At 76.5% G+C, this 17068-nt stretch carries 14 protein-coding genes; 12 read left to right on the top strand and 2 right to left on the bottom strand.

Annotated features, from left to right (window positions below; translation table 11 throughout):
* The first annotated feature begins 14 nt into the window (after positions 1-14).
* Complete coding sequence (locus tag BLS67_RS02045; RefSeq protein WP_242653722.1) at positions 15-1130, top strand: hypothetical protein; 1116 nt, start codon at positions 15-17, stop codon at positions 1128-1130.
* Here the strand turns inward: BLS67_RS02045 and BLS67_RS02040 are convergent.
* Positions 1120-2946 carry a CocE/NonD family hydrolase gene (locus tag BLS67_RS02040; RefSeq protein ID WP_165617435.1) on the bottom strand — a complete coding sequence of 609 codons (1827 nt, stop codon included), beginning with the start codon at positions 2944-2946 and terminating at the stop codon, positions 1120-1122. The genes BLS67_RS02045 and BLS67_RS02040 overlap by 11 nt on opposite strands.
* Before the next feature lie 105 nt (positions 2947-3051).
* Here BLS67_RS02040 and sucC point away from each other — a divergent pair, with 105 nt between their 5' ends.
* From sucC to BLS67_RS24675, 11 genes are all read left to right on the top strand, one after another.
* Positions 3052-4215: an ADP-forming succinate--CoA ligase subunit beta gene (gene sucC, locus BLS67_RS02035; protein ID WP_091238641.1), complete on the top strand. Its 1164-nt coding sequence runs from the start codon at positions 3052-3054 to the stop codon at positions 4213-4215.
* A gap of 33 nt (positions 4216-4248) precedes the next feature.
* Positions 4249-5127 (top strand): succinate--CoA ligase subunit alpha, encoded by an 879-nt coding sequence (sucD, locus tag BLS67_RS02030; RefSeq protein WP_091238637.1) that lies wholly within the window; start codon positions 4249-4251, stop codon positions 5125-5127.
* A gap of 147 nt (positions 5128-5274) precedes the next feature.
* A complete protein-coding gene (locus tag BLS67_RS23630; protein ID WP_165617434.1) occupies positions 5275-6582 on the top strand; it encodes a hypothetical protein in 1308 nt (435 codons plus the stop codon).
* Between the two features lie 146 nt (positions 6583-6728).
* Positions 6729-7907, top strand: coding sequence for a cell division protein PerM (locus BLS67_RS02020; RefSeq protein ID WP_091238634.1), 1179 nt, complete (start codon positions 6729-6731; stop codon positions 7905-7907).
* Between the two features lie 25 nt (positions 7908-7932).
* Positions 7933-8448, top strand: coding sequence for a DUF501 domain-containing protein (locus BLS67_RS02015; protein ID WP_091238630.1), 516 nt, complete (start codon positions 7933-7935; stop codon positions 8446-8448).
* Complete coding sequence (locus tag BLS67_RS02010) at positions 8445-9392, top strand: Ppx/GppA phosphatase family protein (protein WP_091238627.1); 948 nt, start codon at positions 8445-8447, stop codon at positions 9390-9392. The genes BLS67_RS02015 and BLS67_RS02010 overlap by 4 nt, the downstream gene beginning before the upstream one ends.
* Before the next feature lie 47 nt (positions 9393-9439).
* Positions 9440-11626 (top strand): type III PLP-dependent enzyme domain-containing protein, encoded by a 2187-nt coding sequence (locus BLS67_RS24010; RefSeq protein ID WP_207500175.1) that lies wholly within the window; start codon positions 9440-9442, stop codon positions 11624-11626.
* Positions 11627-11634: 8 nt separating this feature from the next.
* Positions 11635-12225, top strand: coding sequence for an RNA polymerase sigma factor (locus BLS67_RS02000; RefSeq protein ID WP_091238624.1), 591 nt, complete (start codon positions 11635-11637; stop codon positions 12223-12225).
* On the top strand, positions 12222-12677 hold the full coding sequence (locus BLS67_RS01995) for a hypothetical protein (RefSeq protein WP_091238620.1): 456 nt from the start codon (positions 12222-12224) through the stop codon (positions 12675-12677). The genes BLS67_RS02000 and BLS67_RS01995 overlap by 4 nt, the downstream gene beginning before the upstream one ends.
* Before the next feature lie 15 nt (positions 12678-12692).
* On the top strand, positions 12693-14294 hold the full coding sequence (locus BLS67_RS01990; protein ID WP_091238617.1) for a S8 family peptidase: 1602 nt from the start codon (positions 12693-12695) through the stop codon (positions 14292-14294).
* A complete protein-coding gene (locus BLS67_RS24675; protein WP_091238613.1) occupies positions 14291-16732 on the top strand; it encodes a CHAT domain-containing protein in 2442 nt (813 codons plus the stop codon). Before BLS67_RS01990 ends, BLS67_RS24675 begins: the two co-directional genes overlap by 4 nt.
* An 18-nt stretch (positions 16733-16750) precedes the next feature.
* On the opposite strand, the gene BLS67_RS01980 is transcribed toward BLS67_RS24675, so the two are convergent.
* Entirely contained in the window at positions 16751-17056 is a 306-nt protein-coding gene (locus BLS67_RS01980; protein WP_091238610.1) for a DUF4235 domain-containing protein, read from the bottom strand.
* Positions 17057-17068: the final 12 nt, after the last annotated feature.

Below are 17068 nucleotides of genomic sequence, written 5' to 3'. Positions count from 1 at the left end.
CCGAGGAGGCCCAGGTGGCCACGCGCAGGAGCGGAAAGCAGCAGGGACGTCCGCCGACGGCCCGCACGACGGGTGCGCAGCGGTCCCGCAGCACGGCGCAGGCCCGTCGTGGGCCGGCGGCGTCCCGCAGGAGCCGTGGGGCCCCCGCGCCGGTGGACCGGCTGGTCGTCGGCCCGGTGCCGCCCGTGGCCCGGGTGGCCGGTGGCCTGCTGGCGGTGGCCGGCCTGGTCGGCGTGGCCGCGGTCTTCCCCGGCTACCTGGTCGTGGGCGGGGTCCAGCTCTCGCTGGCCGGCGGTCCCCTCGACGTCCTGGTCGCCCTCGTGACGCCGCTGGTGGCCGTGGCCGTCGGCGTGCTCACCGTGCTGGGCCGGGTGCCCCGGTTCGGGCTCGCCTACGCCGGGGTGACCGGCGGGCTGGCGGTCGGGCACCTGCTGATCGAGCTCTACCAGGGCACGACGTCGACCGCGCGGCCCGGCGTCGAGGTGCTCGCCGGGGACCTCGTGGTCACCAGCTCGGTGGTCACCGGCCCGGGATGGGTGCTCGGTGTCGTGGCCCTGGGGACGACGGTGCTGGCCGGGGTTCTCGCCGTCGCCGCGTGGGGGCGCACGGTGATGGAGGACGCCGGGTCGCTGGACCCCCTGCGCCCGGCCCTCGGCGGTGCGGCCGTGCTGCTCGGGGCGGTCGCCGTGCTGTGCCTGGCGCTGCCGGCCGCCGACGTCCCCGACCAGCTGGTCACCGACCCCGCGACCGGCCTGGTCACGGTGGTGACCGCCGAGGGCCCCCGGGCGCTGCTGGAGCGACCGGGGCTGGCCCTGCTGGGCGGTCTGGTGCTGGCCGCGGCGCTGCTGCTGACCGCGGTCGTGTCCGCCTCGCTCCGCCCCCGGTTGGCCGCGGTCGGGGGTCTGCTCGCGGTGGCGGTGGCCGTCCTGCAGGCGGGCCTGTCCGGGTTGCGGGACGCCGTGCACTCCCCGGACCTGGACTGGACGCTCCCCGGCGCGGGGCTCCTCGTGGTCGGGCTGGTCGCGGTCGGGCTGACCGCGCTGGCCTGGCGCTGGCAGCCGGGCCGCCCCGTCGACGTGGACGTGGACGAGGACGAGGACGACGCGGCCGAGCGGTTCCTCAGCCGGTGACCGGCAGCACGAGCTCGCCGGTCGAACCCGGGCCGGTGAGCACCGTGACCGGCTGCGGCAGCGTCGACCCGCGGTAGGCCAGGTCGCCCCCGGCGAGGACCACGGCCAGCGAGTGCCCGGTCTCGAACCGGTGCACGATGCCGGGCAGCTGCACCGTGACCGGCTGCGTCAGGTCGGCCACCCGCACCGGGCTGACCAGCCGGTGCGGCAGCTCGACCGCGCCGTCGGGCCCCACGTCGTACAGCTTGGCGACCAGCGTCAGCTGACCGGCCGGACCGAGGGCCTGCGTGGCGGCGACCGTCGGGGCGGCCAGGGTCACGGTCAGCTCCGGGGAGCCGACCACGTCGACCGGCGCGGTGAGGGGTGGGGAGGTGAACCGGGCCGCCGTCCCGGGCGGGTCGGTCACCGGCAGGGTCTGGTCGAGGAACGAGGTCTCCGTGTAGCCGGGACCCACCGGCGCCACGGAGCTCCAGGACGCCGACCCGGCGACGACGGCGGCCGGGTCGGTCACCAGGTCACCAGCGCCGGACAGGTACAGCGACTCCGGCGCGCCGACCGGGAAGGTGTCGCTGTGCGCGTACGCGGCGGACACGTCACCGGTGTCGGCGTGCACCCAGTCCCGGTAGTAGGAGAAGCCGAGCTCCGGGGCCGGGCCGGCACCGCGCAGGTGGTGGTCGAACCAGGCCAGCACCTGCCGGCCCTGCACCGAGTCCTCGGGGTGGCGCATGTCGAGCTCACCGGGCTGCGGGGTCAGGTCGCTGTGCCCCCAGGACTGCCAGACCAGCGCGGTCGGCGTGCCCTGGTCGCGCAGCGCGGTGTAGGTCGCCACCGACTCCTGCAGGTCGAACAGGGTGTCGGCCTGCCCCTGCGCGATCAGCGTCGGCACGGTGACGTCGGGCAGGTAGGAGGCCACCGACCGCTCGCGCAGGAACTCGATCGACGCCGCGCTCGGGTACCCGACCGTGGCGACCTCGAGCAGGGCGGTGCAGACCCGGGCGTCGAAGTCCGCGCAGTTGCCACCGGTCAGGTTCGCCAGCTGGGCCGGGTCGGTGACCGCCGGGAGATCCTGCAGCCCGTTGACCACGCCCAGCACGGTGAACAGCGCCATCCACTGGTACTTGGGCAGCCCGGTCTGCGTCGAGCTCACCGAGGTGGGGGAGATCCCGCTGTTCTCCGGGGCCAGGGAGTAGGACAGGTCGTTCCAGGTGATCAGCGGGACGATCACGTCCAGCCGGTCGGTGCCGGCCTCGTGCTCGACGGCGGCCGCGGCGTACTGCACCTGGCCGCCGTAGGAGCCGCCGATCATCCCGGCCGCGGGGTCGTGCGGGGTGCCGGTCGTGGCGTCCTGCCGCACGACCTGGTCGACGACGACGGGCTCCCCGGTCGCGTCGTCCACGGCGGCGACGGCGGGGTCGCCGCCCAGGAAGCGGAGGAGCTGGCTGGCCGCCTCGCCGTCGTGCGCCCGGTCGTCCAGGGTGATCGGGCACAGGTCGCCGTCCACGAAGCCCAGGCCGGTGTAGGCGAGCGTGACGTAGCCCTGCTCGCCCAGGCCCTGGGCGAGGTCGGCCTGGTCGGCCTTGGTGCCCCCGAAGCCGTTGGTGGTGAGCACCGCGGGCGCGGGGTGGTCGGCGTCGACCCCGGCCGGCACGTACAGGTCGGCGTCCACCTGGCAGGTGCGGCCCTCGGTGCCCAGGCCGGTGACGGTGATCGTCAGGTCGCGGGGCACGATCTCGGTCTCGACCGCGGCGGCGGGGGCGAGGACCGCCCCCGAGCCGACGAGCGCGGTGGCCAGCAGGACGGTCGTTCCTCTTCGCACGGGTGCTCCCTCGTCGACGGTGACGGGTGCGGACGCTGTGATGCGTCCCACGGAGTGCAACGAGAGGTCGGCAGCGGGGTTGCGGTGGCGTTACGGTGCCTCTTCGTGGATCTCTTCGAGTACCAGGCCCGTGACATGTTCGCAGCGCACGGCGTGCCCGTGCTCCCCGGCGGCGTAGCCGAGACCCCTGAGCAGGCCGAGGCCATCGCCCGCGACATCGCGGGCCAGGTCGTCGTCAAGGCCCAGGTCAAGGTCGGCGGCCGGGGCAAGGCCGGAGGCGTCAAGCTCGCCGACACCCCCGAGGAGGCCAAGGCCCGCGCGACCGACATCCTGGGCCTGGACATCAAGGGGCACATCACCCGGCAGGTCATGGTCGCCAAGGCCAGCGACATCGCCGAGGAGTACTACTTCTCCTACCTGCTCGACCGCTCCAACCGCACCTTCCTGGCCATGGCCAGCGTCGAGGGCGGCATGGAGATCGAGGAGATCGCGGTGACCAAGCCCGAGGCGCTGGCCCGCATCGCCGTCGACGCCACCGTGGGCGTGGACCGCGCCAAGGCCGAGGAGATCGTCGACGCGGCGAACTTCCCCGCCGAGGTCCGCGACCAGGTCGTCGAGATCGCGATCAAGCTGTGGGACGTCTTCTCGAAGGAGGACGCCACCCTGGTCGAGGTCAACCCGCTGGCCAAGGCACCCGACGGCACCGTCCTCGCCCTCGACGGCAAGGTGACCCTCGACGAGAACGCCGCCTTCCGGCAGGCCGGGCACGACGCCCTCGAGGACGCCGCCGCGGCCGACCCGCTCGAGGCCGCGGCCAAGGAGAAGGGCCTCAACTACGTCAAGCTCGAGGGCGAGGTCGGGATCATCGGCAACGGTGCCGGCCTGGTCATGAGCACCCTGGACGTCGTCGCCTACGCCGGCGAGGAGTTCGGCGGGGTCCGCCCGGCCAACTTCCTGGACATCGGCGGCGGCGCCTCGGCGCAGGTCATGGCCGACGGCCTGGGCATCATCCTCGGCGACGCCGCCGTGAAGAGCGTGTTCGTCAACGTCTTCGGCGGCATCACCTCCTGCGACGCGGTCGCCAACGGCATCGTGTCGGCGCTGGAGATCCTCGGCGACGAGGCCACCAAGCCCCTCGTCGTCCGGCTCGACGGCAACAACGTCGAGGAGGGCCGGCGCATCCTCGCCGAGGCCGCCCACCCGCTGGTCACCGTGGTCGACACCATGGACGGCGCCGCCCGCCGGGCCGCCGAGCTCGCCGCCGCCTGATCCCGACCTGCTGACCAGAACGGAACCGTAGACATGAGCATCTTCCTCACCGAGAACAGCAAGGTCATCGTGCAGGGCATCACCGGGTCGGAGGGCCGCAAGCACACCCAGCGCATGCTGGCCTCCGGCACCGCCGTGGTCGGTGGCGTGAACCCCTCCAAGGCCGGCCAGACCGTCGACTTCGACGGCACCTCCGTGCCGGTGTTCGGCTCCGTCGCCGAGGCCATGAAGGAGACCGGCGCCGACGTCACCGTCGTCTTCGTGCCGCCGAAGTTCGCCAAGGGCGCCGTCGTCGAGGCCGTGGACGCCGGCATCGGGCTGTGCGTGGTCATCACCGAGGGCATCCCGGTGCACGACTCCACCGAGTTCTGGGCCTACGCCCAGGGCAAGAGCACCCGCATCATCGGGCCCAACTGCCCCGGCCTGATCAGCCCCGGCCGCTCCAACGCCGGCATCATCCCGGCGAACATCACCCAGGCCGGCAAGATCGGGCTGGTCTCGAAGTCGGGCACGCTGACCTACCAGATGATGTACGAGCTGCGGGACATCGGTTTCTCCACCGCCATCGGCATCGGCGGCGACCCGGTCATCGGCACCACGCACATCGACGCGCTGCAGGCCTTCCAGGACGACCCGGAGACCGAGGCCATCGTGATGATCGGCGAGATCGGCGGCGACGCCGAGGAGCGGGCGGCCGAGTTCATCAAGGCCAACGTGACCAAGCCGGTCGTCGGCTACGTCGCCGGCTTCACCGCCCCCGAGGGCAAGACCATGGGCCACGCCGGCGCGATCGTGTCCGGCTCGGCCGGCACCGCGCAGGCCAAGAAGGAGGCCCTCGAGGCCGCCGGGGTCAAGGTCGGCAAGACGCCGTCCGAGACCGCGCGCCTCATGCGCGAGCTCCTCGGCGCCTAGCAGCACCCGCGCAGCGGGGTCCCTCCTCCCGGAGGGGCCCCGCTGCGTTGCGCTTGCGCTGCGTGCAGGTGCTGGGGACGATGCGTCGCGGCAGCCTGACATGCTGATCACGAACCAGACGGTGGACCTCAGGGGAGAAGTCGAGCGATGACGAGCAGTGGACCCGACCAGACGCCGGGAGGTCCCGGCCAGGGTCCCTCCGGCTACGGCCAGCAGCCTCCCGGCTACGGCCAGCAGCCCGGCGGCTACGGCCAGCCGGGCCAGCAGTCCGGCGGCTACGGCCAGCAGCCCGGCCAGCAGCCCGGCCCGCAGTCGGGTGGCCCCGGCCAGCCCGGTCAGCCCCCGGCCGGCTACGGCCAGCAGCCCGGTGGCTACGGCCAGCCGGCCCCCTCGCAGGGTGGCTACGGTGCCCCGCAGGGCGGCTACGGCCAGCCAGGCCAGCCCGGCCAGCCGCAGTACGGCCAGCAGGGCGGCTTCGGCCAGCCCTCCTCCGGCGGTGGCTTCGACCTGAAGAAGCTCAAGGTCGGTGACTACGTCGTGGCCGGTGCCGCGGTGCTGTTCCTGGTCTTCAGCCTGCTGCCGTGGAAGACCGTGGACATCGGCTTCGGCTACGGCTCGCAGTCCGTCAACGGCTTCGACTACGGCCTGGTCACCTTCGCCTTCGTGCTGCTGCTCGTCGCGGCCGTGTGGGCGTTGCTCCCGGCCTTCCTCGACCTGAAGCTCGGTTTCCCCCGCAGCTTCGTCACCGTCGGGCTCACCGGGCTCGCCTTCCTGCTCACCCTCATCGCGTGGATCCAGACCTTCAGCGACTTCGGCTACGTGGGGTCCTCCTTCTCGTTCCTCGCCCTGCTGACGTTCCTGGTGTCGGCAGCGGCCCTGGCTTTCGCGGTCCTCGGGCTGCTGCCCGAGCTGAAGAACAAGCCGGCCCTGCACGGTGGGCTGGCCAACGCCGCCCAGTGGGCCAACCAGCCGGCCCCGCAGTTCGGCCAGCCCGGCCAGGGCGGCCCCGGCCACGGTGGTCCCCAGCACGGTGGTCCCCAGCAGGGCGGTCCGCAGCAGGGCGGGTTCGGCCAGCCGGGCGGGTACGGCGCGCCGCAGCAGTCCGGGTTCGGCCAGCAGGGTCAGCCGGGCGGGTACGGCCAGCCGCCGACCCCGGCCTACGGGCAGCCGGGCCAGGGCGGTCTGCCGGGCCAGTCCGGTCAGGCGGGTCAGCCCGGCGGATGGGGCCAGCCCTCCTCCTACGGTCAGCCCTCGGCGTCCGAGGGGCAGCAGAGCGGTTCCTCGGCCGGCGGGTGGAGCACGTCGTCCACCGGTGGTCAGCCCCCGGCGCCGCCGACGTACGCCGCCGGCAGCACCCCGCCGCCGCCCCCGGCGCGCGATGCCGAGCGCGACGGCGAGCACGGTGCCGAGCACCGGGGCGACGGCGAGCAGCCCCGGTCCTCGGGCGACGCCTGAGCCACCACGTCCCACCCACCGAGACCCGCCCCGGCACCTGCCGGGGCGGGTCTCGGCCTTCCTGCCGCCGGAGGGCGTCGGCGATGTCCGGGGTCCGACCGGCGGGTGCGGGCCCGGTGCCACGACGGACTTGGGAGAGTGGTGGGGTGCGCCCGTTGCTGACCCGATCCTCCGACCGTGGCGGTGACCGCGTCCGGTTGCCGCTGGCGATGCTGGCCCTGGCTACGTCCGCGGCCGTCACCGCGGTCGGCCTGCTGGTGCTGACCCTCGCCCTGGTCGTCCTCGCCGCTCTGGACCCGAGCGGCGGGCTCGGCGTCGGTGCCGACACCGCCCTCGCCGCCCGGCTCTGGCTGCTGGCCCACGGCGCGGGCCTCCGGCTGCCCTCCGGGACGATCGTGCTGGCGCCGCTGCTGCTCACCGCGGCGATCGGCTGGGGGGCCTCGAGCGCCGCACGCTGGGTGGTCCTCCGGCGGGACGTCTCCGGTCGGCGCGCCGTCGGCACGGTGGTGGCGGCCATCGGTGCTGGGCACGCCGTCCTGGTCCTGCTGCTCGCGCTGGTCGTGACCACGCCGGGCGCCTCCGTCGGCCTGCTCCGGGCGCTGCCGGGGGCCGTGCTGCTGCCGCTGGTGGCCGCGGGCTGGGGCGCGGCCCGGGAGTCCGGGGTGGCCGGCGACCTGCTGGACCGTGCCCCGGGGCCGGGCCGGGCGCTCGCGCGCGGGGTGCTCGCGGGGGTGCTCGCGCTGCTGGCCCTGGCGCTGGTGGTCGTCGCGGTGGCGGTGGCCGCCGACATCGGCGGTGCGGCTGCGCTGGCCACCAGCCTGGGCGGGGCGAGTGCCGGGGCGGTGGGGTTGGTCGGCCTCAGCGTGCTGCTGCTGCCCAACGCCGCCGCGGCCGTCCTGGGTCTGGCCGCGGGGCCGGGGTTCACCGTCGGGGCCGGGACCCTGGTCTCCACCGGCGGCGTGACGCTGGGTGCCGTGCCGGCGCTGCCGCTGCTGGCCGGGCTCCCCGACACCCAGGCGGTGCCGCTGCTGGCCTTCGTGTCCCAGGTGCTGCCGCTGCTGGCCGGCCTCGTGGCCGGGACGGCGATGGCCCGCCGCCTCGCCGACGTCGACGGCGGCGCCGTGACCGCGGCGCTCTGGGGAGTGGTCACCGGGGTGGGCGTCGGCGTCGCGGCGGGGCTGCTCGCGCTCGTCGGGGGAGGCTCGCTGGGCGACGGCGGACTCGCGGACGTCGGCGCCCCGGCGCTGGCGACCGGTCTGGCCACGGCTGCCCAGGCGGGGCTGGCCGCCGCGGTCGCCGCCGCCGTCGTGCGCTGGCGGCGCTGAGACCGGCACCTGGGAGACTCCAGCGGTGAGCGAGACACCCAGCCCCCAGGACCGCGAGGTCGTCGCCCGGCAGCTGGGGCGCACCCCTCGGGCGCTGACCGGCGTGGCGCACCGCTGCCCGTGCGGCCAGCCCGACGTGGTGCAGACCGCGCCCCGCCTGGAGGACGGCACCCCCTTCCCGACCGTCTACTACCTGACCTGCCCGCGGGCGACCGCCGCGGCCAGCCGGCTGGAGTCCGCCGGGCTCATGAAGGAGTGGCAGGCCGACCTGGGCACCGACCCCGAGCTGGCCGCTGCCTACACCCGCGCCCACGAGGCGTTCCTGGCGACCCGGGACGCCGTCGACGTCCTGCCCACCCGCGCCAGCGCCGGCGGCATGCCCGACCGGGTGAAGTGCCTGCACGCCCTCGCCGCGCACGCGCTGGCCGCCGGACCGGGCGTGAACCCGATCGGTGACCGCGCGCTGGCCGGCATGGGCGAGTGGTGGGCGCACGGCCCCTGCGCCGCGCCGCAGACCGGTGCCGACCAGGGCGCGTCGTGACGCGGGTCGCCGCGATCGACTGCGGCACCAACTCGATCCGGCTGCTGGTCGCCGACGTACCGCCGGTCGGGGGGCACACCGAGGTGCTGCGCCGCATGGAGGTGGTCCGCCTCGGTCAGGGCGTCGACGCCACCGGCCGGCTGGCCCCCGAGGCGATCGAGCGCACCCGGGTGGTGCTGGCCGGGTACGCCGCGCAGGCCCGGGAGCTGGGCGCCGAGCGGGTCCGCATGGTGGCCACCAGCGCGAGCCGCGACGCCGCGAACCGGGCCGACTTCGAGGAGATGGTGCAGACCACCCTCGGCCAGCTGCCCGACGTCGTGCCCGGGTTGGAGGAGGCCGGGTTGTCCTTCCTCGGCGCCACCGGGTCGCTGGCGGCGGCCGCCGCCGCCCACGGCTCGGCGGTGCCGGCCGCCCCCTACCTGGTGGTGGACATCGGCGGCGGGTCGACCGAGTTCGTGCTCGGCGACGACGACGGCGTCCGGGCCGCCCGGTCGGTGGACATCGGCTGCGTGCGGTTGACCGAGCGGCACCTGCACGGCGATCCGCCCGACGCCGACCAGATCCAGCGGGCCGAGTCCGACATCCGCGCGGCGCTGGCCGACGTCGTCGCCGAGGTGCCGGTCGGCGAGGCCGCCACCCTGGTCGGCCTCGCCGGATCGGTCACCACCGTGGCCGCACTGGCCCTGGGGCTGCCGGCCTACGACGCCGCGGCCATCCACGGCTCGCGGATCCCGGTCGGAGCCGTCCGGTCGGTCACCGCCGGCCTGCTGACGTCGACCCGCGCCCGGCGGGCCGCGCTGCCGGTCATGCACCCCGGGCGGGTCGACGTCATCGGCGGCGGTTCGCTCGTGCTGCGGGTGATCATGGACGCCCTGGCCCTCGACGAGGTCGTGGTCAGCGAGCACGACATCCTCGACGGCATCGCCCTCTCGCTGGTCGGATGACCGCCCCGGGCAGGTATCAGGGCCGCCGCTGAGCCCTCTCGGGGGGCATGACCTCCACGACGGCTCGTCTGCTCCGTTCCTCGCTCTTCTGGCTGCGCCGCTACCTGCCCGCCGAGCTGGCGGGCACCGCGGCGCTCCTGCTGGCCGGCCTGCTGACCCTCGAGCACACCGGCTCGGTGCTCGGCAGCGCCGTGGCCGCGACGGTCGCCGAGAGCGTGGGGTTCTACGCGGTCGCCCTCGCGCGGATCGCCGCCGAGCAGCGCCGGGCCGGCTCCCGGGGCCGGGTGCTCGCGGCGCGCACCGCGGGGCTGGGCCTGGCGGAGTTCGGGCCGGCCGAGGTGCTGGACTCGCTGCTGGTGCGGCCGGCCGCGCTGTGGGCGGGCGCCACGGTCGTCCCGCACGCCGCCCTCGGGCTGCTGGCCGGGAAGGTCGCGGCCGACCTGGTGTTCTACGCCGTCGCCGCGTCGTCCTACCGGCTCACCGACCGGGCCGGCTGGCGCACCGGGGGTCTCGGCCGGGTGCGGGTGCTCCCGCGGCTGGGGTTCTGGGTGCGCCGCTACCTGCCCAGCGAGCTGGCGTCGGCCACGGCGCTGCTGGGCGTGGGCCTGCTGGTCCTGCACCACACGGGATCGCTGGTCGCGACCGCGCTGGCCGGCAACCTGGCCTCGGCGGTCGCGTTCTACAGCGTCTCGCTGGCCCGCATCGCCGCCGAGCAGCGCCGGGCCGGCGTCCGCCGGGGACTCCTGCGGCGCAGCCTGGGCCTGGGGCTGGTGGAGTACCTCCCCGCCGAGGTCGTGGACTCCGCGCTGGTCCGGCCGGCGCTGCTCTACTGGGGTGCGGCCCTGCTGCCGCACCCCGCCCTCGGCCTGCTGGCCGGCAAGGTGGCCGCCGACGTCGTGTTCTACCTGGTCGCCTCGTGCGGTTACCGGCTCACCGACCGGTTCGGCTGGCGCACGCCGCGCCCCGTCGTCCCCGTCGTCCCCGTCGTCCCCGTCGGACCGTCGTTCCGGCAGCAGCGTGTCGCCGAGCTCGCGGGCCGGCACGGGGCGGACGGTCTGCAGGTGCTGGCCCAGCGGTACGGCACCCCGTTGCTCCTGCTCGACCCGGCGGTCGCGGTCGGCCGGTACCGCGAGCTGGCCGAGGCGCTGCCCGGGGTGCGCCTGCACTACGCCGTGAAGGCCCTGGACCACCCCGCGGTCCTCGCCGCGCTGCACGACGCGGGTGCCTGCTTCGACGTGGCCAGCCCGGTCGAGGCGCTGGCCGTGGCCGCCCTCGGCGTGGCGCCCGACCGGTTGCTGTACAGCAACCCGGTCGCCGGCGAGGCGGAACGGGTGGTGCTGGCCGAGCTCGGCATCCGCACCGTCGTCGTCGACAACGAGGTGGAACTGCTCAAGACGACGGTCCTGCCCGCCGACACCCGCGTGCTGGTCCGGCTCGCCTACTCCAACGCCGCCGCCGGCGTCGACCTGTCCAGCAAGTTCGGGGCCGACCGGACGACGGCCGAGCGGCTGGTGGCACAGGCGGTGGAGCTCGGCAGACCGGTCGCCGGCTTCAGCTTCCACGTGGGCAGCCAGCTCGACGCGGTCGAGCCCTTCCGCGCGGCGATCACCGCCACCCTCGAGCTCGCGGCGCGGCTCGAGGCGCGGCACGGACGGCCGTTCGACGTGCTCGACATCGGCGGTGGGTTCCCGTCCGCCCAGCGGTCACCGGTGCTCGGCATCGCCGAGCTTGCGGCCGGGATCCGGCCGCTGCTGGCACCGCTGGCCGGCCGGATGACGGTCCTGGCCGAGCCCGGGCGGGTGGTCGCGGCCGAGGCGATGACCGCGGTGGGCCGGGTGGTCGGGGTGGCCGACCGACCCGACGGCCGGTGGGTGCACCTGGACGACGGCCTCTACGGCAGCTACTCGAACGTGCTCACCGAGCAGGCCGCACCGCTGGTGCTGGCGGCTGCGGAGCTGACCGGGGCCGAGCCCGCCGGGCCGGTCACCCTCGCCGGCCCGACCTGCGACAGCGTCGACGTCGTCGTCCGCGGGTACCCGATGCCGCCCCTGGCCCCCGGTGACCTGGTGGTCACCCCGGCGATGGGTGCCTACACGGCGGTGACGGCCACGAGCTTCAACGGCCGGTCTCCGGCGCGGGTGGTCGTGGTGGGCTCGAAGGTGCTGGTCGACCGGAGGACGATCGTGCTCCCCGCGCCGCACCCCGTTGCGGCCCGGCACCGGGCATCAGCATGATGCGCGCCATGACCGCGCCGCCCGCCGTACGGCCCGCGCCGGACGACGACGTCTGGGGCCGGGCCGGCGAGCTGTTCGCCGAGTGGCTGGACGGGCGCCCGGCGGCGGTGGAGGACCTGGTGCGGTTGCTCACGCCGGTCCTCTGGCAGGTCGCCCGGGGGTGCCGGCTCCCCGCCGACGACGCGGCCGACGTCGTCCAGCACGCCTGGGTCGCCCTGGTCCGCAGCGCGGTGTCGATCGCCGAGCCGCGGGCTGTGGGCGCCTGGTTGGTGACCACCGTGCGCCGCGAGGCGCTCCGCCGGGTCGCGACTGGTGGCCGCACGGTGGGTGCGGGGGACGACGTCCTGGACCGGCTGGCGGACCCGGCCCCGCCGCCCGAGGACGTCGTCGTGGCCGGCGCCGAGGCGCACCGGCTGTGGCAGGCCGTGCGCACGCTCGGTGCCCGCTGCCAGGAGCTCCTGCGGGTGGTCGCCTTCGACCGGCGGCCGGACTACGCGGCGCTGTCGGAGCGGCTGGGCATGCCCGTGGGCAGCATCGGCCCGACCCGCGGCCGGTGCCTGGCCCGGCTGCGGGCCGCCCTGGGCGAGGTGCCGGCGTGACCGACGACGAGCTCCTGGACTCCCTCGCCCGGATGTGGACCGAGGTCGACCCCGTACCCCCGGGGCTGGTCGACGACGTCCTGGCCGGGCTGGCCGCGGCGACCGGCGACGACGACGTCGAGCTGTTCGAGCTGCTCGGCGCTGTCGACACCCCGGCGGACCTGCGCGCGGGGGAGCCGGTCCCGGCGCTGCGGTTCAGCCGTTACGGGCTGGAGATGCTGGTCCGGGTCACCGCGGACGGCGACCGGCGGCGGCTGGACGGCTGGCTGGCACCCGGGGGGCCGGGCACGGCCGTGCTGCGCGGTGCCGGGGCCGAGCTGTCGGCACCGATCGGGCCCACCGGGCGGTTCGAGTTCCCGGACGCGCTCGCGGGGCCCGCCGTCCTCGAGGTCCGGCTGCCCGCCGACGCCGGCCGGTCGCGGCGCGTCGTGACGCCGTCCTTCGTCGTCTGAGGAACTGGAGCACCGATGATCCGTGAACCCGCCGGGCAGGCCGGCTGGCAGGCCCGGCTCAACACCCCGCTGGCCCGGGCCGCGGTCCTGCCGACCGGGCAGCTGGGCGACACCCCGTACTACCCGACGGGGTACCGGCCCGACCGGCTGCTGGTGTCCGGTCTCGCCCGGGGCGTGACCCGTGTGCTGAGGGACGCCGCCGAGCTGGCCGGCGGTCTGCTGGAGGACGACCCGGACCACGAACCGGTCGAGCTGGCCGAGAGCGCGGGTGATCGCCGGGCACGGGCGGGCCGGTTGGGCACCGCCCGCGGTGCGCTGGGGCTGCGGCGCCACCGGCTCCGCTCGGTCGACCCCACGGCCCCGCCCCCGGACGCCGCGGACGTGCTGCGGCGGGCGCGGGTGCTGGCCCGCGGCCCGCTGCCCGGGGTGGGCCTGGACCACGTCGTGCTGCTCAGCCCGATCGGCACCAACCCCTTCCACGGGTCCAACCCCTTCCACGGGTCCAACCCCTACGGGGTCGGCAGCCAGGCGCCGATCGAGTCCTACGCGGTGCCCGGCACCGGGGGCCTGCAGCCGGTGGCGTGGGCCGGTCCCGCGCCGGTGCGTGCGCCGGACGGCGACTTCACCGGCCGGCGACGTCCGGTGGTGGCACTGCTGGACAGCGGCTGCGGCAGGCACCCCTGGCTGGAGCGGGCGCTGCAGCGTGACGTCACCTGCGACGGCGCGCCGATCGGCCTGGTCGCCCCGGAGTTCGAGCCGCAGGCGCACCCGGACCTGATCGGACCCCTGGACGGCGGCACCGACCCGATCAGCGGGCACGGCACCTTCATCGCCGGCCTGGTCCACCAGGCCTGCCCGGACGCCGACCTGCTGGTCTGGCCGGCGGTCGCCCCCGACGGGTCGATCGACGAGAGCGACCTGGTCACCGCCCTGACCCGGATCGCGCAGCTGGTCACCTGGCACGCGGCCGGCGACCCCCGCGGCCGGCCGCTCGACGTGCTGAACCTCTCCATGGGCTACTACCACGAGACGCCGTCCGACGGCCTGTTCGACCCGACGATGTACGAGCTGCTGGCCGCGATGGGCCGCTGCGGCACGCAGGTGGTGTGCTCGGCCGGCAACGACGCGACCGACCGGCCGATGTTCCCGGCGGCGTTCGCCCCGTGGTCGACGGGGTCGGCGGCGATCGCCGACCCCGACCCCTCCGCGGAACCGCTGCTGGCCGTCGGCGCGCTCAACCCCGACCTCGGCACCGTGGCCCTGTTCAGCAACGACGGGCCGTGGGTCGGCGCCTGGGCCCCCGGGGCCGCGGTGGTGAGCACCGTGCCGCCAACCCAGGGCGGCCTGCAGCCGGCCGCCGCTGCCCGCTTCGCCGGGCGCCGCCGGGCCTCCATCGACCCCGACGGGTTCGGGGGCGGGTTCGCGGTGTGGAGCGGCACCTCGTTCGCGGCCCCGCTGGTGGCCGGCGCGCTGGCCGCCGAGCTCCTCCCGGATCTGCCGGCCCCGGACAGCCGGGAGCCGGTCGAGGTCGCCTGCGCCAGGGTGCGGGCCGCCCGCGAGCGGATCACGAGCACCACCACCGCGGCGGTCACCGAGCTGCCCGCCGGACCCGCATGACCGCTGGGCCCGCGACCGCGGCGCAGCTGTACGACCGCGCCGTCGGCCACACGAACGCCGGGCGGCTGGCGGCTGCCCGGCGGACCCTCCGGCAGGCGGCCCGACGCGGTCCCGGACCGGACCTGGCTGCGCGCATCGACGGCACGCTGGCCTACCTGGAGGCGGAGACCGGCGACCCCGCCGCCGCGCTGGCCCGCATCCGGGCCGCGGTGCGGCGGCCGGGGGTGGGGGAGCGCACCCGGGCCGTGCTGGTCGGGCAGGCCGGCCTGGTCGCCATGCGGCGGGGCGACACCGAGGACGCGCTGCGCGACCTCGGCCGGGCGGTCCGGCAGCTGCGCGGCGAGCCGGCGCTGCTGGGCCAGGTCGCCCTCAACCGGGGCAACGTCCACCTGCAACGCGGCGACCTGACCCGCGCCGGGCACGACTTCGCGGTCGCGCGCGACGCCTTCCGCGCCTGCGGGGCTGCCCTGGACGAGGCCAAGGCCCAGCACAACCTGGGCTACACCGACCTGCTGGCCGGCGACCTGGTGCCGGCCATCACCCGCATGGACGCCGCGCGCGAGGTGCTGTCCGGGGCGTCGCCGCTGCACGCGGCCACCTGCGACACCGACCGGGCCGCCGCGCTCCTCGCCGCGGGCATGCCCGCGGAGGCGGAGCCGCTGCTGGTCCAGGCCGCGGCCGCCTACGGCCGGGCGCGGGTGCGGCAGCCGCAGGCCGAGGCCGAGCTGCTGCTGGCCCGCACCCTGCTGCACCACGACCCCGCGCGGGCGGGGCAGGTCGCCCGACGGGCGGCCCGCCGGTTCCGGACCCGCGGCGCCGACCGCTGGGCACGGCAGGCGGACGGCGTCGCGCTGTCCGCCGCGGCCGCCCACCGGCCGACCCCCGGGCTGGGGGACCGCCTGGACCGGGCCGCGCGCGAGCCGGGGACCGGTGCGGACCGCACCCGGCTGCGGATGGACGCCGCCGCCGTCCGCATCGCGGTGGGGGACCACGCCGGCGCGTCCGCGGTGCTGCGCCGCGGTGTCCCGCCGTCGGCCCCGATCCCGCTGCGCCTGCTGGCCCGGACGGTGCGGGCGGACCTGGCGGCCGCCCGCGGCCGGCCCGACGAGGTGCTGCGCACCGCCGCGGCCGGCCTCGACGAGCTCACCGCGGCCCAGGCCCGGGTGGGCAGCCTGGACCTGCAGTCCAGCCTGCTGCTGCACGCCCGGCCGCTGCTGGACCGTGGGCTGCGCGCGGCGCTGGCCGGAGGGCGGCCCGACGTCCTGCTGGCCTGGACCGAACGCGCCCGCGACGTGGTCACCCGGGTGCCGGCGCTGGGGCCGCCGTCGGACCCGGTGGTGGCCGAGCAACTGGCGGAGGTGCGGCGGCTGCGGGTGTTCGGCGCGGGGCCGGTCGACGCACAGCGCGAGCGAGCGCTCCTGGAGTCCCTGCGGGGCCGGCTCTGGCACGAGCCGGGCCGCGGGCTGGTCCGGCCGCCGGTCGACCTCGCCGCGGTGCACGCGGCGGCGGCGGACCGCGGCGTGGTGGTGGTCGCGTGGTGCTGGACACCCGAGGAGGTCGCCGCCGTCGTGGTCGGCGCCGGGGACCCGGGGCGGGTGGTCCCGCTGGGGCCCGCGGCCGTGGTGTCCGCGCTGCTCGGCGGCCTCGGCCCGGACCTGGAGGTGGCCGCCGGAGCACCCCCCGGGGCGCTGGGCCGGGCGGTCACGGCCGGGCTCCGGGAGCGGCTCGCCGCCCTGGCGGATCGCCTGGTGGCTCCGCTGGACCTGCCCGCGGGGGCGCCGGCCGTGCTGTCGGTACCGGCGGTGTTCCGCGCGGTGCCCTGGGGGATGCTGCCCGGTCTGGTCGGGCGCGCGTGCACCGTGCCCACGTCGCTGGCCGCCTGGGTGCGGGCCGGTCCGTGGCCCGGTCGCCCGACCGCGGCCGCGTTCGCCGCCGGGCCGGGCGTGCCGCGGGCGGTGGCCGAGGTGGAGCAGGCGGCGGCTGCCTGGTCCGGGGCCACGGTGCGGGTGGGCGCGGCGGCGTCGGTCGGGCAGGTCGCGGCGGACGCCGCCACGACCGACGTGCTCCACGTGTCGGCGCACGGCACGCACCACGCCGAGCACCCGCTGTTCTCACGGCTGGAGCTCGCCGACGGGCCGTGGTTCGGCCACGACGCGCAGCGGTTGGCCCGGGTGCCGCAGCTGGTGGTCCTCTCCGCGTGCGAGGGCGGGCGGACGGCGGTGCGGTGGGGCGAGGAGACCGCCGGCCTCTCCCGGGCCTGGCTGCACGCCGGTGCGCACTGCGTCATCGCCTCGGCCGCCAGCCTGCGCGACGACGTCGCGTGGGCCGTGCTGCCGGAGGTGCACCGCCGGCTCGCCGCGGGTGACCCCCCGGCCACGGCGCTGGCCGCCGCCACCGGCGACCGGCCGACCACCCTGGTCTGCGCCGGCGTGGGCTGAGCCGGTCGGGGGTGCTGCCTAGGCCGCGCTGTCCTCGTTGGCGTTGGCCGGGAACTTGCCGGTCAGCGCGGTGTAGGCCTTGGCGGCGCCCTGGGCGGCCAGCAGCCGGCCCACGGCGACGAGCACGCCGGACACCGCGGCCCAGGCGATCGCGTCGCCCCAGCTGACGCCCGGCACGTCGGGGTTCTTCGGCGGCGGGGTGCCGCGGACGGCAACCCACGCCTGGTCGGCGACCTTCTTCACCACGATGCCGGTCGGGATCGCCAGGACCGGGCCCAGCATCTTGTACAGCGCCGGGGTCTTGACCTTCTGCTTCTTCGCCACCGGGGGATCATG

The organism is Klenkia soli, assembly GCF_900103975.1.
GTDB lineage: Bacteria > Actinomycetota > Actinomycetes > Mycobacteriales > Geodermatophilaceae > Klenkia > Klenkia soli.
Note: the sequence above shows the minus strand (reverse complement) of the source record. Positions and strands in the feature narration are given on the sequence as shown.

Bases quoted from the DNA above. Each gene is read 5' to 3' on its own strand.
- sucD (WP_091238637.1), top strand. From the start codon at position 4,249: ATGAGCATCTTCCTCACCGAGAACAGCAAGGTCATCGTGCAGGGCATC.
- BLS67_RS23630 (WP_165617434.1), top strand. From the start codon at position 5,275: ATGACGAGCAGTGGACCCGACCAGACGCCGGGAGGTCCCGGCCAGGGT.
- BLS67_RS24010 (WP_207500175.1), top strand. From the start codon at position 9,440: ATGACCTCCACGACGGCTCGTCTGCTCCGTTCCTCGCTCTTCTGGCTG.
- BLS67_RS02000 (WP_091238624.1), top strand. From the start codon at position 11,635: ATGACCGCGCCGCCCGCCGTACGGCCCGCGCCGGACGACGACGTCTGG.
- BLS67_RS01990 (WP_091238617.1), top strand. From the start codon at position 12,693: ATGATCCGTGAACCCGCCGGGCAGGCCGGCTGGCAGGCCCGGCTCAAC.
- BLS67_RS24675 (WP_091238613.1), top strand. From the start codon at position 14,291: ATGACCGCTGGGCCCGCGACCGCGGCGCAGCTGTACGACCGCGCCGTC.